This is a genomic window from Robertkochia sediminum (assembly GCF_016786255.1).
GTDB lineage: Bacteria > Bacteroidota > Bacteroidia > Flavobacteriales > Flavobacteriaceae > Robertkochia > Robertkochia sediminum.
In genome coordinates this window covers 210,251-229,964 of record NZ_JADMKT010000080.1, presented here as the reverse complement: position 1 = coordinate 229,964, position 19,714 = coordinate 210,251, and the positions used below count along the sequence as shown (strand labels likewise).

Genomic DNA, 19,714 nt, shown 5'->3' with positions numbered 1-19,714 from the left:
AGAGAGCCTGCAGCCTGATCTCAAGAAGAGCGGCCTACCCCCTTTATAAAGTCAAAACTAAGTCCCAGAATGATCACATTAGTTCCCGTAACGGGCAGCACAAATCGCGAATCGTCCAAACGCCCTTGAAGATATACTGAAAACAGGTCTCCGAAATAATAATTGACTCCCGCATAGAATTGTAAGAGCCGGAAGTTACCATCAAATTGGGTTTCATTTCCAACTTGCCATTGGGCATTGAAACCGCCTTCGATCTTTATACGTGAAGTAAGTGTATACCTGTTCAGAAATTCTGTACCGACCACGGGAAAAGCCACCACCTCATCCTCTGACAGACGTCGGTATCGCTCCTCGATGTAGGCGACAGTTAATGCAGAATAGAGCTTTTTACCGGTAAACTTATACCCACCTATATAATTGCTAGATCGGACCTCAGCACTCTCAATAAGAAACTGAAATTCGTCCGGAATATTGCTGAGATTCCAGGCTAATCCGGCACTGAATTTGGGCGAAAATTGATAGGTAAGGGATGCTCCATAATTGGTATGCGAGCCGAACAACTGCGCTTGAAGCCCAAGACGCAGATTGCGAAAATGGTTGCGATAAACAACAGCCACATCTGCCCTACCGGTCCCTTTCCATCCTCCATCGGTATTCCCTGCATATACATCGACCCCACTACTGCCAAAAACTGTGAATCCATCGGTATACCCTCCTACATCGTAATATACACCCCATTGCTTCCCCAGGCTAATAGAACCGAGGGTTTCATGAGCAATACCTAAATACCCCAAACGAGCAGAAAAAGGCTCAGGCTCCTGAAAGGGATCGTTAATAAAGTCGGAAGGATTGTTGGCATTGTTATTGAATTTTGTGCCTTGAGAAAGATTTAGCCCATATTCCAGTCTGGCAAAGACCCTGGTTTTCTCACCAACATTTCGAAATAGCGAAGTACCAAATCGCGGTACATTCTCTCCGAGCTCAAATATCCCGGAATAATAAGCCGTATGCACCTGAAGATGCACATTGAATGCCAGGGAGTCCAGTATTCTGCTCTCTCCACTTCCAATAATTAACGTCCCTCCGCCAGCTGTGTTTCCTGCAACACCATCTTCCTGAGCAAAACTAACCGCCATTACCAACAAAAGAAAACTGCAAAACAGCCTTCTGAAAACGCATACCGCCATGATGAAAATGTCTTGAAAAAATCCTTTAATCGATAAACATTACTCTAAATATACTGATTTCAAGTTACTTACAGCGTTTCCAAAAGATGAACCCCCCATTTTTACCATACGAAATACCGCAATCATCACCCAATAGTTTCAAGATCTTAACCAGCCTTCATATTAAATAGCCATGACTTGCATACGGATCTATTGACAACCCTGAAACATACTCCTACTTTAAGCCCCCTACCTCATCATTGTCTAAAACTCACACTTCCGGAACCTGGACTTCGGCACAAGCTACACATTTATGCAAGAGGCCATTTCGGTGAACACGAATCAAAATACCGTGCTTTGTTAGCAAATCATTAACTCTTAAAAAAGATGGATCCCCAAAAGATATTAATCGTAATATTGCAATAAACTAATACACTACAAAAACACCTGCTGAATCGCCTCTGCAACCGCCGGTATTCGACACATAATAACCAACTCCATGGGAATAACTAAAACCGAGATCTTTACCGATCGACAAAACAGCCTCGCCATAATGGCCAAAGTGCTGGGGCATCCCGCACGCATTGCGATACTCGATCATTTATTCAACATCAAAGCCTGCGTTTGCGGCGACCTGGTTAATGAGATAGGATTATCTCAACCCACCATTTCACAACACTTAAAAGAACTTAAACAGGCCGGACTTATCAAAGGAAATATCGATGGCAACAAAGTTTGCTATTGTATCAACGAAGAGGCATGGCAGCGTATGCGAAACAACATCGTCTCTTTCCTGGATCAGGACCCATACAAAAACGACTGCTGTTAACAAAACCTATCACATCATGCTCGAAAAATTAGAACAAAGCATTCGCGAGATCGCCGCAGCCAATCCTTCTGAAGAAAGAAAAGCGCTATTAAACCAGTTAAAAGATGCTATTAAAACAGCTATAACCAATAATGGTGTAGCCAACCTCAATTTTATATGCACGCACAACTCCCGAAGAAGTCACCTTTCGCAGCTATGGGCACAAACGGCTGCAGCCTACCACGGCTTCGGACAAAAAGTTGTATGCTACTCAGGAGGTACTGAGGCCACAGCACTTTTTCCGGCCGTAGCCGAAACCCTAAAAAGCCAAGGATATGAGATCCTGAAGTTGAGCCAGGAAACTAACCCTGTATACGCCATCAAATACGCAGAGAATCAACCGGCGGTGATCGGCTTCTCTAAAGCCTACCACCACCCTTTTAACCCCAAAAGCGAGTACATTGCGGTTATGACCTGCGATTCAGCCAATGAGGCTTGCCCTGTGGTTGTCGGAGCATCGAACAGGATCCCTTTAACCTATGAAGACCCCAAATTATTTGATGACACTCCTGAAAAGATGGCAAAATACCTGGAACGCAGTGAGCAGATCGCAGGAGAGATGCTCTGGATCTTTAATGAACTAAAAAAACAACTACAGTAATGAGCAATAAGAAACTAAGCTTTTTAGACCGCAACCTAACCCTATGGATCTTTATAGCTATGGCTATCGGCGTTGGCCTTGGATACGCCTTTCCGGCCTTTTCAAAATTCATTGAGAGCTTCGGCTCGGGATCGACGAACTACCTTCTGGCTGTTGGTCTTATCCTAATGATGTACCCGCCATTAGCCAAGGTGAATTACAAACTTTTACCTATGGTTTTTAAAGACGTCAAAGTACTTTCCATATCCCTGGTCCTCAACTGGGTGATCGGCCCGGTACTGATGTTCGTCCTGGCGCTGATCTTCTTAAAAGACTACCCGGAATATATGGTCGGACTCATCCTGATCGGATTGGCTCGTTGTATCGCTATGGTACTGGTATGGAACGACCTTGCCGATGGAAGTAGTGAATACGGAGCCGGCCTGGTAGCGCTTAACAGCATCTTCCAGGTGTTTGCCTATAGCTTTTATGCCTGGATCTTTATCACCAAACTTCCGCCGCTTTTAGGATATGAAGGCGCTATCGTTGATATTTCTATCGCCACTATTGCCGAAAGTGTAGCGATCTACCTGGGAATACCTTTCCTCATGGGCCTATTAAGCCGACTCATACTCGTGCCTTTGAAAGGTGAAGAATGGTATATGAAGAAATTCATCCCTGCGATCTCCCCAATAACCCTTATTGCTCTGTTGTTCACCATCGTTTTAATGTTCTCGCTTAAAGGAGAACTTATTGTAGAGCTTCCCGGAGATGTTCTGCTTATTGCCATCCCGCTACTTATTTATTTTGCGGTCATGTTCCTCATCGGATTCTTTGCCAGCAAACTCATGGGAGCCCCTTACGATAAGAATGCCTCTATCGCCTTTACCGCTGCAGGTAATAATTTCGAATTGGCCATTGCCGTGGCTATCGGGGTTTTCGGGCTGAATAGCGGACAAGCATTTACGGGGGTTATCGGGCCATTGGTAGAAGTACCCGCTTTGATCCTTTTAGTAAAGGTTGCCTTTTGGCTTAAAAAGAAATATTACGGAGATCCATCCAAATCTCCGGCACATTCCTGACTTGAGCCATTGTTAAATATAGATCCCGTATCGTCAGTTTTTATTGAAGATGCGGGATCTTGTTTTATACGCACAGTACATGCTATTCTTCACTTTTATACAGCCGCGAAAAAAGAATACATGAAACTTTAAAACAGATCAAAACGTAAACGACTTCTCTCCATGATGATCAAGATCTACCCTTAATCCGAGCGTAAAAACATTTTTAGCAGTTATTCCAAAGGAATTCACACTTTGATCGAACCTGAATTCCGAATAAAAGTACGCCATTTGAAAAGGCCGGTATTCAAGTCCTAGAATATAACTCTCTGTATGAAAATCCTGATCAATAGGGAGTCCCTCAACCTGAGCCCACTCCCTGTTAATTCCAATCAGCCCCTTCCATTTTTTCCATTTGTAATTTGCAGCGATCTCTAACCCTGTATCATCATAGACCACAGAAGGAGCCTCCAGCTGATTGAGCTGACCTATGGTGAGGTCGCCATTTGTCTGCCGGGCCAAAACAGCCGACAAATACAGCTGTTCTCCTGTGTAACGAAAACCAAAGGAGATGTATTCCGGATGATCTTCCAATCCGAGCGTACCATCGATAACATCATCTGCCAAAAGGGAGCGCTGATACGATAAGCCAATTTCAGTGCGTGGAAAAACCAGATAACGCACCGACCCACCATAACCATCTAAAAAAAGATTATTGGTCGTATTGTTTGACAATAGCTGAAGACCAAAGCTCAGGTCTCCCGCTTTTATACGATATATTAAGGCCTGATCTGCACGCCCTGTACCAATACTCCCGTCTGTATTGGCTACGTAGGTATTGGACGTAGTACCTCCAAAAACATTAAACTGATCTGTCCACCCCGTAACATCGTAATAGGTACTCCATTGCTTCCCAATAGTGACAACCCCATACGAACCAAGGCTTACCCCTACAAAACCTAATCTGGGAGCAAAAACCTGGCCGTCACGCGATTGATTCAAAATAATAAATCCTGAAGTGGTACGGGAATCGGCATTAACGGTAAAGGTATTTTCAATAAGCCTGATACTTAATTCCACATGCGCCAAAAACCGAATACCATCACTCTTCCCAACGCCGACACTAAACCCAATACGACTTGCGTTATCCTGAAATTCAGACTCCTGACCGATCACCGCATAATGCGCTCGTAAACTGGTATATGGATCAAAAAGCAACTTTACAGGATCGCTTGTCTCCTGAGCATGAACAGGAGAAAACAGGAACACCAATAAACCCAGTAATACAAGACCTCTACGCATCATAAAAAAGAAAACATACAATTTCCTTTTAAGTAAGCGAAAACTCACCTAATGGACAATTAACTCACCTGTAAACCATAATATTACGGCAAATGGACTATGACTCGTTCGATAAAAATACATGAAAAGAAGGGTAATACCAGAACCAAAATCCGGAACACCTTACCAAAAAGAAACAAAAGCTGAAAAGGAGAATGATCAGGCTGCATTGCGCTCTTCTTCCTCCGGCGCTGAATTAAGGAAAGATTTACCAGCCATAAAACGAATAAATAGCAACATACCCACAATAACCAGAGCAACACCTAACTTAAAGACGATCACATCCATAACAAATCTTTTTTTTCAGCTCAAAGGTCTGAAAAACAATTCATTTCTATTTATTTATGTTTTTAATGAAATACATAAGAATAGTTAATGTGTCATGGGTAGTAGGGAGTAGGGAATGGGGAAACGGAATTTTATGTTTTCGCCTTCGCGAATTAACTCCTTCCACTTGCAACCTTGTAACCTTATAACCTTGTAACCTTGTAACCTTGTAACAAAAAAAAAAGCCCTGCAATGCAGAGCTCTATTTTTTAGGGAAGCTTGTAATTACTCCTTAACGATGCTATCAACAGCTTCTTTTACTTCTTCAGCAGCTTCTTCCATAGCTTCTCCAGCTTCTTCAGCAGCTCCTTCTACAGCTTCTTTAGCGTCTCCGGCAGCCTCTTTCACAGCGTCTCCGGCAGCTTCCATAGCATCTCCTGTTTCTTCAACAGCAGCCTCTACAGCTTCTTCAGTTTCTTTTTTAGTCTCTCTACAAGAGGTCATTGATACTCCCATTGCAAATACGAGGGCAAGGCTTAAAATAACTTTTTTCATGGTTTGTGTTTTAGTTTTACTAAATAAAAGTTGCACTACGAAAAAACGATTTTCTTCGATACATTGCAAAGAAATATTAACATTTTTTTGATAAAACCTGTTAAATACTTCACAATAATGTACGTATGTAATCCATGATTCGGATTACTGCACCTCGATTTTTTTCAATAAAATTTTTATTAACCTCACCCTTATCTCGCACAACCCCCTCATTTTCAATAAAATTGGTTAACTCCCGCTCAAATGATTTTTTATCATCAATCACGGTAATCCCCCCATTTTCCACCATTAACTCTGCCTCCCTGAAGCCTTTATAGTGAGGCCCTGTGATCACCGGTATCCCAAAAACCGCCGGTTCCAGGGTATTGTGCAGCCCTGTACTTCCCATACCCCCACCAACATAGGCTATATCGGCATAACTATATACTTTGGTCAATACGCCTATGGTATCCAGAATGAGCACCCTTGCAGCTGCGAGGTCCTCTCCCTCCATAGCCGTATACCGCACTGCTCCTTGTCCTGCCTCCCTTGTAAGTTCGGCCATTGCCTTGGGCTTGATATTATGGGGTGCGATCACATATTTTACATCCGTATACGTATCCTTTATTAAGAAGGGCAGGATCACCTCTTCATCTTCAGGCCAGGTACTCCCCGCCACGAACAAGAGGCTTTCACCTTTAAACCGCTCCATAAACTCCAGATTGTTATCCCTTAACAGGATCTCTCCCACACGGTCAAAACGGGTGTCCCCACTCACGGTAACTTCGTTAAAGCCAATACGCTGAAGTAATTTCTCAGAGCCTTCATCCTGCACGAACATATGCGTAAAAGCTTTAAGGGAACTACGCATGAACTTTCCATAACCTTTAAAAAAGGCCTGATCGGGACGGAAAATGGCAGAGATGAGCAACGTATTGATATTCCTTGAGTGCAATTCTTTAAGATAATTAGGCCAGAATTCATATTTCACGAAAACGACCAATTCGGGATGTACGAGGTCTAGAAATCGTTTCGCATTGGCCCGGGTATCCAATGGGAGGTAACAAACCACATCGCCAACAGGAGTGTTCTTTCGCACCTCATACCCCGAAGGCGAAAAAAAGGTGAGCACGATCTTATGTGAGGGATAGTCTCTTCGGGTTTGCTCCATCACGGGGAGACCTTGTTCGAATTCCCCAAGAGAAGCCGCGTGAAACCAGATCACCTTGTCATCTGCTTTGATATGTTCTTTCAGCAAGGTAAACACCCCTTTTCTCCCCCTTACGAACAGGGAAAGCTTTTCATTGAACAAGGCGGCTAATTTTAATATAGATCCGGCGATATACACCAGCATGTTGTAAACAAAAAGCACTTTTTCGAGTTTGGGGCTAAATTACGGTTCTTTCCCATAATTCATTGACCTCAGTTCCGTAAATTTGTAGGGTATTAACCTTTTTAAGATGCTGATAAAATGAAGAAAATTCAGATGGTTGACCTTCAGGGTCAATACCAGGAAATAAAAGACCGAGTAACGAATTCAATGAATGAAGTGCTGGAATCTGCTGCCTTTGTAAACGGTCCGGAGGTAAAGAAGTTTCAGGAGGAGCTGGAAGACTACCTGGGCGTAAAACATGTGATCCCTTGTGCCAATGGTACCGACGCCCTTCAAATTGCCATGATGGGCCTTGACCTGAAACCGGGTGATGAAGTGATCACAGCCGACTTCACCTTTGCAGCAACAGTAGAGGTTATTGCACTGCTTAACCTTACCCCGGTATTGGTTGATGTAGAAGAAGACACCTTTAATATCGATATCGAAGCACTTAAAAAGGCCATTACACCTAAGACCAAAGCCATTGTTCCGGTGCACCTCTTCGGTCAATGCGCGAATATGGATGCGATCATGGAGATCGCGAAAGAACACGACCTTTACGTTATTGAAGATAATGCTCAGGGCATTGGTGCGGTATACACCTCTGCAGACGGCACCAAGAAAAAATCGGGTTCTATTGGTCATGTAGCTGCCACCTCGTTCTTCCCGTCCAAGAACCTGGGATGCTACGGAGACGGAGGTGCTATTTTCACGAACGACGATGACCTGGCACACACGATCAGAGGTATTGTAAACCACGGAATGTACGAACGCTATCACCACGATGTGGTTGGTGTGAACTCAAGACTTGACTCCTTACAAGCCGTAGTTTTGCGTGCCAAACTCCCGCTGCTTGACGAATACAACAAAAAGCGCAGAAACGCTGCTATTAAATACAACGCCGCATTTAAGGATCAGCCTGCCGTAGTGACACCAAAGATGGCCAACGCCTGTGAGACTATTTGTGAGAACTGCGATTGTCATGTATTTCACCAATATACACTTCGCATTACCAACGGTAAACGCGACGCTCTGGCAAAGCACCTGGCGGAAAAAGGAATTCCATTCGGTATCTATTATCCGATCCCGCTTCACAAACAGAAGGCCTACCTGGATTCCCGATACAAGGAAGAAGAATTCGGGGTCACCAACAAACTTGTTGAAGAAGTACTTTCACTCCCCATGCACACGGAATTGGACGACGAGCAGATCGCATACATCACCCAAACCATAAACGATTTCCTAAACTAAATCTACCTATTGATCTATGAAAATACTAGTTACCGGAGGTCTCGGATTTATCGGTTCGCATACCGTGGTCGAACTTCAGCAGAAAGGCTTTGAAGTCGTTATTATCGACAACCTTTCTAATGCCGGGATCGAAGTACTGGAAGGTATTACAGCCATCACAGGAAAAGTACCTGAATTCGTAAAAATGGACCTGCGCGATAAGCAAAAAGTCAATCAGTTTTTCAGAGACCACAGCGATATCGAAGGGGTGATCCATTTTGCCGCTTCTAAGGCGGTGGGTGAAAGTGTTGAGAATCCGCTACTCTATTACGAGAACAATATCAGCACCCTGGTTTACATCTTACAAGAGCTCTCTAAAAAAGACCGGGCCCGGTTTATCTTTAGTTCTTCCTGTACGGTATACGGACAGGCCGATGAGCTACCGATCACAGAAGGAGCTCCGGTAAAGCCTGCCGAATCTCCCTATGGAAACACCAAGCAGGTAGGGGAAGAGATCATCAGAGACACCTGTAATATCAACAAAAACCTGGAAGCTATAGCCCTTCGATATTTTAATCCGATCGGGGCCCACCCTTCGGCGCATATAGGGGAACTTCCTATTGGTGTGCCGCAGAACCTGGTGCCATTTATCACGCAAACCGGAATCGGACTTCGTGAACAACTGGCAGTTTTCGGAGATGACTATCCCACGGAAGACGGTACGTGTATTCGCGATTATATTCACGTAGTCGATCTGGCCAAGGCACACGTAGTAGCCCTTGAGCGCCTTCTTAACAAGAAGAATAAAGAAAATTACGAGGTCTTCAACCTGGGAACAGGGCGTGGCAGCTCTGTACTGGAGGTTATCGGGAGCTTTGAACGCGTTTCGGGTGAAAAGCTCAACTACCGCATCGCAGAACGCCGCCCGGGCGACGTGATCGCGGCCTATGCAGACACCACAAAGGCCAATAACGAACTGGGATGGAAAGCCCAATCATCGTTGGACGACGCCATGACCTCTGCGTGGAAGTGGGAACAAAAGATCAGAAAATAATTTTATATTAGTTCTACCATATGATACCCCCGGAGATCCCGGGGGTATTTTTTAACCATCCAAAAACCACCAGCATGAAAAGAATTATTTTCCTAATAAGCATGGCGCTTATCACCCTGACCTCTTTTGGCCAGGACACCTACCTTCACTGCGGAAAGATACTCGATGTAGCCACCGGAAAATACCTCACCGACCACACCATCGTGGTGACCGGAAACACGATCTCTGCCATTGAAAAAGGCTACAAAACACCTGCAAACGCATCCATTAACGTGGTAGACTTAAAGGGTAAAACCATACTTCCCGGACTTATCGATTTTCATGTACATATAGAGGGCGAATCGAGCCCTACCACCTACCTCGATGAATTCAGACTGGAGGCGGCCGACATCGCCTTTCGCGCACAGGAGATCGCCGGCAGAACCCTGAGAACAGGGTTTACCTCGGTAAGAGACCTTGGCGGGTCGGGAGTGAATATAGCGCTTAGGGATGCTATTAACCGCGGACTCGTTCAGGGGCCAAGGATCTTTACCGCCGGAAAGGCCATAGGTACAACGGGCGGACATGCCGACCCTACCAATGGCTACCGTAGCGACCTGGCAGGCGATCCGGGACCGGCAGAAGGGGTGATCAACGGAGTAGCCGATGCGCGCAAAGCCGTTCGCCAACGCTATAAGAACGGAGCCGATTGTATTAAGATCACCGCAACAGGTGGTGTACTCAGTATGGCACACAACAGCCAGAATCCGCAATTCACCCTTGAAGAGATCAAGGAGATCTGTAAGGTAGCCAGCGATTACGGATACCATGTAGCCGCCCACGCCCATGGGGATGAAGGCATGCAACGCGCCATTATCGGAGGGGTAAAGACCATTGAGCACGGAACGCTTATGAGTGAAGAGACCATGGAGCTAATGAAAAAACACGATGCCTACCTGGTGCCTACGATAACCGCAGGAAAAGAAGTTTCTATCAACGCTAAAAAACCCGGATACTTTCCGGAACGCATCGCACAAAAGGCTCTCGAAATAGGACCAAAGATCCAGAACACCTTTGCCAAGGCCTATAAAAAAGGTGTGGGTATTGCCTTTGGAACCGATGCCGGGGTGTACACGCATGGCGAAAACGCCAGGGAGTTCGTCTATATGGTAGAAGCCGGAATGCCGGAGATCGAAGCCATCAAAAGCGCGACGATGACCAATGCCATGATCCTCAAGAAAGAGAACGAACTGGGACAGGTTAAAGAAGGATTCCTGGCAGACATCATTGCCGTAGAAGGCGATCCGCTTAAAGACATCTCCGTTCTGGGAAAGGTAGACTTCGTTATGAAAGACGGAGAGGTTATTAAGTAATTGTGAATTGTGAATTGTGAATTGTGAATTATAGAATTTAAATGAAAAGGCCGTGAACCGTTAAGGGGTGCGGCCTTTTTTTATGCACACTCGCACATTTCCAGAAGCGAACCACTCTGCCTTCAAAACCACCCCGGCCACATCACTGAATCCGGTATTATAAGTTAAGAGCTAAGAGAAAAGTGCGTTTTATTTCTAAGGCAATACGTTTCCTCTTACCCACGCCCCCATCCCTACTCCCCTATTTCCCACTTACCTATATTCCCATATACCTAATTACCTGCATACCCGCATACCCGGCTACCCGTTTAGCCACATACCTGCCTCCCTGCCTCCCTACTTCCCTACTTCCCTACTTCCCTACTTCCCTACTTCCCTACTCCCTATTCCCCACTCCCCCCACCTCATAACCTCGTAACTTTATAACTTTAAACTATCTTTGCGTTAAAATCGCTATCCATTGAGTATTGAAAAGATCTCCGGGGCATTTCACGGGGCACCCCAACGGGCGCACCTGCAGGAAGCTATTACCCCAGACCAGGCCCGTGTATTCCTGAAAGGCCTTGTGGGCTCTTCCCTTTCACTAACCATTTCTGAAACTTTTAGATCGGGCGAACTCCCTTTCCTGCTCGTTCTTAACGATAAGGAAGAAGCCGCCTATTACCTCAACGACCTGGAAAATCTCCTCGGTGAAGACCAGGTGCTCTTTTATCCCGGAAGCTACAGAAGGCCTTACCAGATCGAAGAAACAGACAATGCCAACGTGCTGCTCAGAGCAGAGGTGCTCAACCGACTCAATTCGCGAAAAAAGCCGGCAGTGATCGTGAGCTATCCCGATGCCCTGTTCGAGAAGGTGGTCACCAAAAAAGAATTAGACAAGAATACCCTGAAGGCTCAGGTTGGCGACAAACTCTCACTTGACTTCCTCAATGAGGCCCTGTTCGAATACCACTTTAAACGCGTTGATTTTGTTTCTGAACCCGGTGAATTCTCCGTGCGGGGAGGTATTGTAGATGTTTTCTCTTTCTCTCACGACGAACCCTATCGCATTGAATTCTTTGGCGATGAGATCGACAGTATTCGCACCTTTGACGTTGCGACCCAACTTTCTACAGAACGCCTGAAGAAGATCTCCATTATGCCCAATGTGGAGAACAAACAACAGGAAGAACACCGGCAGAGCTTTTTACAATACATTCAGCGAAAAACAGTTGTCTTCGTCAAAAATACGGAAATGGTCTTTTCCAGGATCGACGGACTCTTTCAAAAGGCTACCGAAGCCTTTAACCTGATCGAAGGCGAAATACGTCATCAACAACCCGCCGAACTCTTTAGCGATGCTGTACAGGTAAAAAAAGACCTGCTGGCGTTACGCATTGTGGAATGCGGTACGCAGCCCCTCTTCAGCAAAGGAACAGAAGCGACGACCATAACGTGCAACACTACTCCACAACCCGCCTTTAACAAGCACTTTAACCTGCTTACCGAAGATCTTCAAAAGAACCACCGGGAAGGGTATACCAACTACCTGGTGTGCATTAGTGAACAACAGGCCAAACGTTTTCACGACATCTTTGACGATATGGGCGAAGAGGTGCATTACAAGACCGTAGTGTTCTCCATGTACCAGGGGTTTATAGACCACGACAAGAATATCGCCTGCTACACCGACCACCAGATCTTTGAGCGTTACCATAAATTCCACCTGAAGAACGGTTACTCGAAAAAGCAGGCCATTACCCTTAAAGAACTCACCAACCTGGAGGTGGGCGATTATGTTACCCATATGGACCACGGGATCGGGAAGTTCGGAGGTTTGCAAAAGATCCAGGTCGAAGGAAAGACACAGGAAGCCATTAAACTCATTTACGGTGAGCGCGATATTCTCTATGTGAGCATTCACTCGTTGCATAAGATCTCCAAGTACAATGGCAAGGACGGAAAACCTCCCAAGATCTATAAGCTGGGATCAAGTGCGTGGAAAAACCTCAAGAAGAAGACCAAAACAAGGGTTAAGGAGATCGCCTTTAACCTCATTCAGCTCTACGCCAAAAGAAAAACCCGCAAAGGGTTTCAATACGGTCCCGATAGCTACCTCCAAAATGAGCTTGAAGCGTCATTCTTATACGAGGACACTCCCGACCAAAGTACCGCCACTGCCGATGTGAAATCCGATATGGAAAGTGAACAGCCAATGGACAGGCTCGTTTGTGGTGACGTAGGATTTGGTAAGACCGAGGTAGCCATAAGAGCTGCCTTTAAAGCCGTAGATAACGGGAAACAAGTAGCGGTACTGGTACCTACTACGATCCTGGCTTTCCAGCATTACAAGACCTTTAGGGAACGCCTGGCCGATATGCCCGTAACCGTATCCTACCTCAACCGTTTCCGTACGGCCAGGGAAAAGAAGAGTACCCTGGAAGATCTGGCAGCAGGAAAAGTAGACATTATCATCGGGACACATCAGCTGGTGAATAAGAACGTAATCTTTAAAGACCTCGGCCTCCTCATCGTCGATGAAGAACAAAAGTTCGGAGTGGCCGTTAAAGACAAACTCAAGACCCTTAAAGAAAATGTCGATGTGCTTACCCTTACCGCTACGCCTATTCCGAGAACCCTTCAGTTTAGCCTGATGGCGGCCAGGGACTTGTCGGTGATCACCACCCCTCCTCCCAACCGCTACCCCATAGAATCGCATGTGATCCGTTTTGGGGAAGAACCCATCAGGGATGCCGTAAGTTATGAGATACAACGCGGCGGACAGGTGTTCTTTATCCACAACCGCATTGAGAACATACGTGAGGTTGCCGGAATGATACAGCGCCTGGTGCCAGACGCCAAGGTAGCCATAGGCCACGGACAAATGGAAGGAAAACAACTGGAAAAGATCATGCTCGCCTTCATGAACGGTGAATTTGATGTTCTGGTTTCCACCACCATTATCGAGAGCGGACTCGATGTACCTAATGCCAATACCATCTTTATAAATAATGCGAATAATTTCGGACTCTCTGACCTGCATCAGATGCGGGGTCGCGTAGGGCGAAGCAATAAAAAGGCCTTTTGCTATTTTATTACACCCCCGTATAGCGCCATGACAGATGAGGCGCGAAAACGCATCCAGGCGCTGGAACAGTTCTCTGAACTGGGAAGCGGATTCAATATTGCCATGAAAGACCTGGAGATTCGCGGAGCCGGAGACCTGCTCGGCGGAGAGCAAAGCGGATTTATCAATGAGATCGGATTTGACACCTATCAGAAGATCCTTCAGGAAGCCATAGAAGAACTCAAAGACCAGGAGTTTGCCGACCTCTACAAACACGAAGCTGCATCAAAGGTCTACGTCAAAGACACCCAGTTGGATACCGACTTCGAGATCCTGTTCCCCGATGATTACATCAATGCGATCACAGAACGACTCAATCTTTACAACGAATTGAGTAACCTGAAGAACGAAGAAGAGTTGCTGGCCTACGAACAACGTCTGGAAGACCGCTTTGGGGAATTACCACCTGAGGCCAAAGACCTTCTGGATAGCGTACGCCTGAAATGGATCGCCGCATCTATAGGACTGGAACGCCTGATCTTAAAACAGGGAAAAATGATAGGGTACTTCCTGGCCGATCAACAAAGCAGTTTTTACCAGAGTCCCGGATTTACCCGGGTACTCCAGCTGGTGCAGTCCAATGCAGCCCTCTGTAAACTCAAAGAAAAACAAACGCGTAACGGCCTGAGATTACTGCTTACCTTTGACCATATCACCTCGGTGAGCAAAGCCCTTAAAGCGTTGAGCTTATTCAAAGTGAAGGAGAAGGCCACAACCTGAAATATAATATGATCCGGGCAAGGAAGGTGTTTTTTTCGTACCTTCTTTGACCATGTCACAAGAAACCCTTTACAATCCTGCTTTTGTTGCCGACCTGTTCAACAGGATGAGCACCTCCTATACGGCCATGAACAGCATAACTTCTTTTGGGTTTTATCCGCTGTGGCGAAAGCTTGCTATAAAAAAACTGTCATTGAAACCGGGAGCACATGTTGCCGACCTCCTCGCAGGCCCGGGGGAATGCTGGAAACACCTGCTTCATAAAATAGGTCCCGAAGGGCGCCTTACCGCATTAGACTTCTCAGAAGGCATGATGGGCAGAGCCAGACAACGCAAACAGCATTTTTCGAACTATCAAATCGAACTCTTACAAAAAAACGTTTTCCATTCGGGTATCCCCGATAATTCGCAAGATGCCGTGGTGTGTTGCTACGGACTTAAAACTTTTTCTGAAGAGCAGTTAGGGGAATTTGCAGAGGAGATCATGCGAATACTAAAACCGGGGGGCACCTACAGCCTTGTTGAAGTAGCCATGCCCAAAAACCAACTATTGCGTAAAGGGTATCATTTCTACCTCAAGCATGTGATCCCATTTATTAGCAAAAAGTGTGTGCGCTTTCCGGAAACCTATAATTACCTGGAAGTGTATTCCAACCGGTTTGGAGGGTTTGACCACTTGAATAACGCTCTGAAGACCTATAACGGAAATCCGCAAATGGAAGACCTTACCTGGGGCTGCGCAAAGCGCATCTGGGGATTTAAATCATAGTCCCTTAAGATCCTTGATCACACTAAAGGCCTTATCGATCTGATCTTCACTAACGATAATGGTGAACTCATTGGTGGTGGAGATCACCTCATTAAGCACGATGCCCTCCCATGCCAGACGCTGGAATATAAAGTAGTAGATCCCGGGAACCTCCACATTCTCTGCCGGAAGTTTAACGCTGATCGAAGAAAGGTTTTCTACTTTTTGAAGCATCCGTTCTGCCCTAAAGATATCCTCCACGATCGCGTTCATGGTATTACTTACTACGATATTGGTCTCATTAACCCCACGGGAGGAGGTGTAGAAAACATCCTTGCTATCGATCTCGCGCAACAACATGGCCTGTTTGTTCAATATGGTTTCAGAGATCATAAAAGTATAATCGGTGAGGCTTGAACGCACCGTGATCTCGCCAATATCTTTAAGGACCTTCAGGATCTTATGCGTTGCCCTGAATTCCAGGTCTGCACTCAACCTTTTAAGTGCCATCACCACCGCTCCGTTACGCACCTCTTTGCCGAGCTGGGCTTCGATCTCGGGTTTAATGGTTCGCGAAAGCGAAGTAAGGTTAATGATCCCCTGAGCCAAAGCTGTTTGCAGAAAAGGCTTCGATTTAATGTAATGTTCTACAACAGATGAAATGGTCTTCATGATCCCGAATATGGATTAAACAGTTTGATTTCTTGAGATTTCCGGTGTAAAATTAAGTTTTTTAAACAATTAAAAAAATTCCTGACTAATTGTTATAAATAAAACATTAAAAGAAGTAAAAGGCATCCTCCAGATGGACCACACGAAATCCGCTACCTTGTTTTACAATGGCAATGGCATCAAACCGCACCTCCTGATCCAATCCATTACTCCGGATATAATGATTTGCGGCCTTCACCAAAAGCCTCACCTTTTTTCGACTTATAAAATCGTGAGGGTCACCAAAATAATCCGTAGACCTGGCCTTAACCTCAGCAATGATAATACGATCGGCGTATTTTGCAATGATATCAACCTCTGCCCGGTCATAGCGATAATTGCGCTCCAGTACCTCATAACCCTGAGCCTCCAGGTAAAGAACAGCCTGGGTCTCTGCCCATTTTCCAAATTCATGATGTACCGACATAGCGATGAGTTTTTAATAAATATCAGATTATTTTCTACACAGCACCCTGAACAAACTTTAAAATCGCCCCTTTTTAGGATATCCGGCACAGGTAACCTTTTAAATGGGCAATAATTTTGATACGCCCCCTAGCCTCTGTCTAAATTGATTATTTTTGTGGCTTCAATAAGATGAACCATGTCAAAGAATCAAAGCGAAACTACGCAAAAAGGGAAACGTTATACCATTACCGCGGCCCTGCCCTACACTAATGGCCCTATTCACATAGGTCACCTTGCCGGAGTTTATGTACCGGCCGACATCTATTCGAGATACCTTCGTCTAAAAGGCAACGATGTAGCCTTTATATGCGGGAGTGACGAACACGGGGTAGCCATCCCCATGAAAGCCAAAAAGGAAGGGGTGAGTCCGCAACAGATCATTGACAAATACCACAACCTGATCAAGGATTCTTTTGAAGCCTTCGGTATCGCTTTTGACAATTATTCCAGAACCTCATCGGAGATACACCATCAAACCGCCTCCGATTTTTTCCGTAAGCTCTATGAGCAGGGTGAATTTATTGAAGAGGTCACAGAACAATTATACGATCAGGAAGCCGGCCAATTTCTCGCCGACCGTTTTGTTACCGGAACTTGTCCGCGATGTAACCATGAAGAAGCCTATGGCGATCAATGCGAGCAATGCGGTAGCTCTCTTAACGCCACCGACCTCATCAATCCGAAATCGACGATCACAGGCAGCAAACCCGTACTTAAAGAAACACGTCACTGGTTCCTGCCATTAGACCGCTATGAATCGTTTTTAAGAGAATGGATCCTGGAAGGTCATAAGAACGACTGGAAACCCAATGTTTACGGACAAGTAAAGAGCTGGGTAGACGAAGGGCTTAAGCCGCGTGCCGTAACCAGAGATCTGGATTGGGGTATTCCCGTTCCGGTTGAAGGCGCCGATGGCAAAGTCCTTTATGTATGGTTCGACGCCCCTATCGGGTATATCTCTGCCACAAAGGAGTGGGCCGAACGCGAAGGCAAATCATGGGAACCTTACTGGAAGGATCAGGATACGAAGCTGGTACATTTTATAGGAAAAGATAATATCGTTTTTCACTGTATCATCTTCCCTACCATGCTTAAAGCGCATGGAGACTTTATCTTACCGGAAAATGTTCCGGCCAATGAGTTCCTGAACCTTGAAGGCAATAAGCTGTCTACCTCCAAGAACTGGGCGGTATGGTTACATGAATACCTTGAAGAGTTCCCTGACAAACAGGATGTATTGCGCTATACGCTTACCGCAAACGCTCCGGAAACCAAAGACAATGATTTTACCTGGAAAGATTTCCAGGCGAGAAATAACAACGAACTGGTAGCCATCTTCGGAAACTTCATCAACCGCGTGGTGGTACTTACCAACAAATACTACGATGGGGTTATTCCACAACCGGGAACATTAACCCAGGTAGACATGGAGGTACTGGAAGAATTGCGAACATATCCTGAAAAGATCGGTCAGAGCATCGAGCGCTACCGTTTCCGGGAGGCCTCACAGGTACTTATGAACGCTGCACGACTCGGTAACAAATACCTTGCCGATGAAGAGCCATGGAAGGTCGTGAAGACCGATCCGGAGCGCGTACAAACCATTATGTACGTTGCCCTGCAGATCGCATCGGCCCTGGCAGTACTTTCTGAGCCCTTACTGCCTTTCACTTCAGAAAAACTGCGTGATATGCTGGCACAAAATGGCAACGACCGCCTGTTCTGGGACGATATCGCCGGTTTTGAAACCCTCTTACCGGCAGGGAAGCAGATCAACAAGGCCAGCCTGCTATTCACTAAGATCGAAGATATAGAGATCGAAAAGCAATTGGAAAAACTGGAAAACACCAAAAAGATGAACGAAGCTGCCAATAAAACAGCAGAACCGCAAAAGGAAACAGCCACCTTCGAAGACTTCACAAAAATGGACCTCAGGGTAGGTACCATTATCGAAGCCGAAAAGATGCCTAAAGCCAATAAACTTCTCGTGCTTAAAGTAGATACCGGTATCGATACGCGAACCATTGTTTCTGGTATTGCACAGAGCTTCAAACCCGAAGATATTATCGGCAAGAAAGTTACCGTACTGGTTAACCTGGCTCCAAGAAAATTGCGTGGAGTCATGAGCGAGGGCATGATCCTGATGACGGAAAACGCCGAAGGCAAACTGGTTTTCGTCAATCCGGATGAAGATGGCGTTACCAACGGAACTACGATCAACTAAACAACCTTGATACCGACCGAAACCCCGCCTGAGAGCGGGGTTTTATATTTTTAGCCCCGGCTGCAAGATCCCTGTGTAATGTTCAGGGTACTATCGCGACCATATGGAATAGGGTGACGAACCCTGAAAAAAATAAAACTACACTTATGAAAATAGAGATCTGGAGCGACGTTGCCTGTCCGTGGTGTTATATCGGAAAGAAGCGATTTGAAAAAGCATTATCCCAATTTCCTCATGCCGATAAGATCGAAGTGGAATGGAAAAGCTTTTTACTCAATCCTTCTCAAACCACCGAGCCGGAAACCAGCCTTGCCACCTATCTCGCAAACCATAAGGGCATGCCGGAAGAGCAGGTTCAGCAAATGATGCAAACTACCGCGAATACCGGTAAAAGGGAAGATATCGACTTTAATTTTGACGGGGTTATCCCTGCCAATACGGTACGCGCACATGCCCTGTTACAACTCGCCAAAGACAGAGGTCTGGGAGCCCAACTCAAACAGCACTTATTTCACGCCTACTTTACCGACAACAAGAATCTGGACGACCCAAAAGAACTCTTCAGGCTTGGAGGCATGGTAGGGCTCAGTGAAGAGGAGATCCGCGAAGCGTTAACCTCCGATGCCCCGTTCCGAAAGGTAGAACGCGACCTTAAAGAGGCAAATGCCCTGGGTATTCAGGGGGTTCCTTTCTTTGTGATCGACAGAAAATACGGTATTTCAGGTGCCCAGGAAGCACCGGCCTTACTTCAGGCCCTGGAAAAAGCCTATGGTGAGTTCAAGAACAAGCAAGGTCAGGACCTGGAAATAAGCGAAGGAGATTCCTGTGATACCGAAGGGAATTGTTAAACGAGACCCCGAAATACCGTGTACCATAAGGCCTCACAAAACCTAAAGAGCACCTAAATAATTG

General features: G+C 45.8%; 17 protein-coding genes. 10 read left to right on the top strand and 7 right to left on the bottom strand.

What is annotated here, in order from left to right; genetic code table 11:
* Nucleotides 1-20: 20 nt before the first annotated feature.
* Nucleotides 21-1,187, bottom strand: coding sequence for a porin (locus IS446_RS14285; RefSeq protein WP_203061435.1), 1,167 nt, complete (start codon nucleotides 1,185-1,187; stop codon nucleotides 21-23).
* A 478-nt stretch (nucleotides 1,188-1,665) separates the two neighbouring features.
* Between IS446_RS14285 and IS446_RS14280 the strand changes: the two genes are divergently transcribed.
* From IS446_RS14280 to arsB, 3 genes are read left to right on the top strand one after another with little or no spacing between them, the layout of a single operon-like run.
* Complete coding sequence (locus tag IS446_RS14280; RefSeq protein ID WP_203061434.1) at nucleotides 1,666-1,995, top strand: ArsR/SmtB family transcription factor; 330 nt, start codon at nucleotides 1,666-1,668, stop codon at nucleotides 1,993-1,995.
* Between the two features lie 16 nt (nucleotides 1,996-2,011).
* On the top strand, nucleotides 2,012-2,635 hold the full coding sequence (locus tag IS446_RS14275; RefSeq protein WP_203061433.1) for an arsenate reductase/protein-tyrosine-phosphatase family protein: 624 nt from the start codon (nucleotides 2,012-2,014) through the stop codon (nucleotides 2,633-2,635).
* Nucleotides 2,635-3,696 (top strand): ACR3 family arsenite efflux transporter, encoded by a 1,062-nt coding sequence (arsB, locus tag IS446_RS14270; protein WP_203061432.1) that lies wholly within the window; start codon nucleotides 2,635-2,637, stop codon nucleotides 3,694-3,696. The genes IS446_RS14275 and arsB overlap by 1 nt, the downstream gene beginning before the upstream one ends.
* A gap of 138 nt (nucleotides 3,697-3,834) precedes the next feature.
* Here the strand turns inward: arsB and IS446_RS14265 are convergent, their stop codons facing one another.
* The 4 genes from IS446_RS14265 to IS446_RS14255 all read right to left on the bottom strand — a co-directional run bounded on the left by IS446_RS14265 (nucleotide 3,835) and on the right by IS446_RS14255 (nucleotide 7,189).
* A complete protein-coding gene (locus IS446_RS14265) occupies nucleotides 3,835-4,980 on the bottom strand; it encodes a porin (protein ID WP_203061431.1) in 1,146 nt (381 codons plus the stop codon).
* A gap of 195 nt (nucleotides 4,981-5,175) precedes the next feature.
* Complete coding sequence (locus IS446_RS15530; RefSeq protein WP_262896250.1) at nucleotides 5,176-5,304, bottom strand: hypothetical protein; 129 nt, start codon at nucleotides 5,302-5,304, stop codon at nucleotides 5,176-5,178.
* Nucleotides 5,305-5,568: 264 nt separating this feature from the next.
* Nucleotides 5,569-5,838 carry a hypothetical protein gene (locus tag IS446_RS14260; RefSeq protein WP_203061430.1) on the bottom strand — a complete coding sequence of 90 codons (270 nt, stop codon included), beginning with the start codon at nucleotides 5,836-5,838 and terminating at the stop codon, nucleotides 5,569-5,571.
* Nucleotides 5,839-5,947: 109 nt separating this feature from the next.
* Nucleotides 5,948-7,189: a 3-deoxy-D-manno-octulosonic acid transferase gene (locus IS446_RS14255; RefSeq protein ID WP_203061429.1), complete on the bottom strand. Its 1,242-nt coding sequence runs from the start codon at nucleotides 7,187-7,189 to the stop codon at nucleotides 5,948-5,950.
* Between the two features lie 99 nt (nucleotides 7,190-7,288).
* Between IS446_RS14255 and IS446_RS14250 the strand changes: the two genes are divergently transcribed.
* The 5 genes from IS446_RS14250 (at nucleotide 7,289) to IS446_RS14230 (ending at nucleotide 15,420) form a co-directional block, all read left to right on the top strand.
* Nucleotides 7,289-8,440 carry a DegT/DnrJ/EryC1/StrS family aminotransferase gene (locus IS446_RS14250; protein ID WP_203061428.1) on the top strand — a complete coding sequence of 384 codons (1,152 nt, stop codon included), beginning with the start codon at nucleotides 7,289-7,291 and terminating at the stop codon, nucleotides 8,438-8,440.
* Nucleotides 8,441-8,456: 16 nt separating this feature from the next.
* A complete protein-coding gene (galE, locus tag IS446_RS14245; RefSeq protein WP_203061427.1) occupies nucleotides 8,457-9,473 on the top strand; it encodes a UDP-glucose 4-epimerase GalE in 1,017 nt (338 codons plus the stop codon).
* A gap of 74 nt (nucleotides 9,474-9,547) precedes the next feature.
* On the top strand, nucleotides 9,548-10,825 hold the full coding sequence (locus tag IS446_RS14240; protein ID WP_203061426.1) for a metal-dependent hydrolase family protein: 1,278 nt from the start codon (nucleotides 9,548-9,550) through the stop codon (nucleotides 10,823-10,825).
* Nucleotides 10,826-11,285: 460 nt separating this feature from the next.
* Nucleotides 11,286-14,651 carry a transcription-repair coupling factor gene (gene mfd, locus IS446_RS14235; protein ID WP_203061425.1) on the top strand — a complete coding sequence of 1,122 codons (3,366 nt, stop codon included), beginning with the start codon at nucleotides 11,286-11,288 and terminating at the stop codon, nucleotides 14,649-14,651.
* Nucleotides 14,652-14,703: 52 nt separating this feature from the next.
* Nucleotides 14,704-15,420 (top strand): class I SAM-dependent methyltransferase, encoded by a 717-nt coding sequence (locus tag IS446_RS14230; RefSeq protein WP_203061424.1) that lies wholly within the window; start codon nucleotides 14,704-14,706, stop codon nucleotides 15,418-15,420.
* Here the strand turns inward: IS446_RS14230 and IS446_RS14225 are convergent.
* Nucleotides 15,415-16,071: an aspartate kinase gene (locus tag IS446_RS14225; protein WP_203061423.1), complete on the bottom strand. Its 657-nt coding sequence runs from the start codon at nucleotides 16,069-16,071 to the stop codon at nucleotides 15,415-15,417. The two genes, IS446_RS14230 and IS446_RS14225, sit on opposite strands and share 6 nt — an antisense overlap.
* A 106-nt stretch (nucleotides 16,072-16,177) precedes the next feature.
* The gene (locus IS446_RS14220) at nucleotides 16,178-16,537 is read right to left on the bottom strand and encodes a YraN family protein (protein WP_203061422.1); all 360 of its coding nucleotides are present in this window, start codon (nucleotides 16,535-16,537) and stop codon (nucleotides 16,178-16,180) included.
* A 177-nt stretch (nucleotides 16,538-16,714) separates the two neighbouring features.
* Here IS446_RS14220 and metG point away from each other — a divergent pair, with 177 nt between their 5' ends.
* Both metG and IS446_RS14210 read left to right on the top strand, forming a co-directional pair.
* Nucleotides 16,715-18,802 carry a methionine--tRNA ligase gene (gene metG / locus IS446_RS14215; protein ID WP_203061421.1) on the top strand — a complete coding sequence of 696 codons (2,088 nt, stop codon included), beginning with the start codon at nucleotides 16,715-16,717 and terminating at the stop codon, nucleotides 18,800-18,802.
* A 146-nt stretch (nucleotides 18,803-18,948) separates the two neighbouring features.
* Nucleotides 18,949-19,650 carry a DsbA family oxidoreductase gene (locus IS446_RS14210; RefSeq protein ID WP_203061420.1) on the top strand — a complete coding sequence of 234 codons (702 nt, stop codon included), beginning with the start codon at nucleotides 18,949-18,951 and terminating at the stop codon, nucleotides 19,648-19,650.
* Nucleotides 19,651-19,714 lie beyond the last annotated feature (64 nt).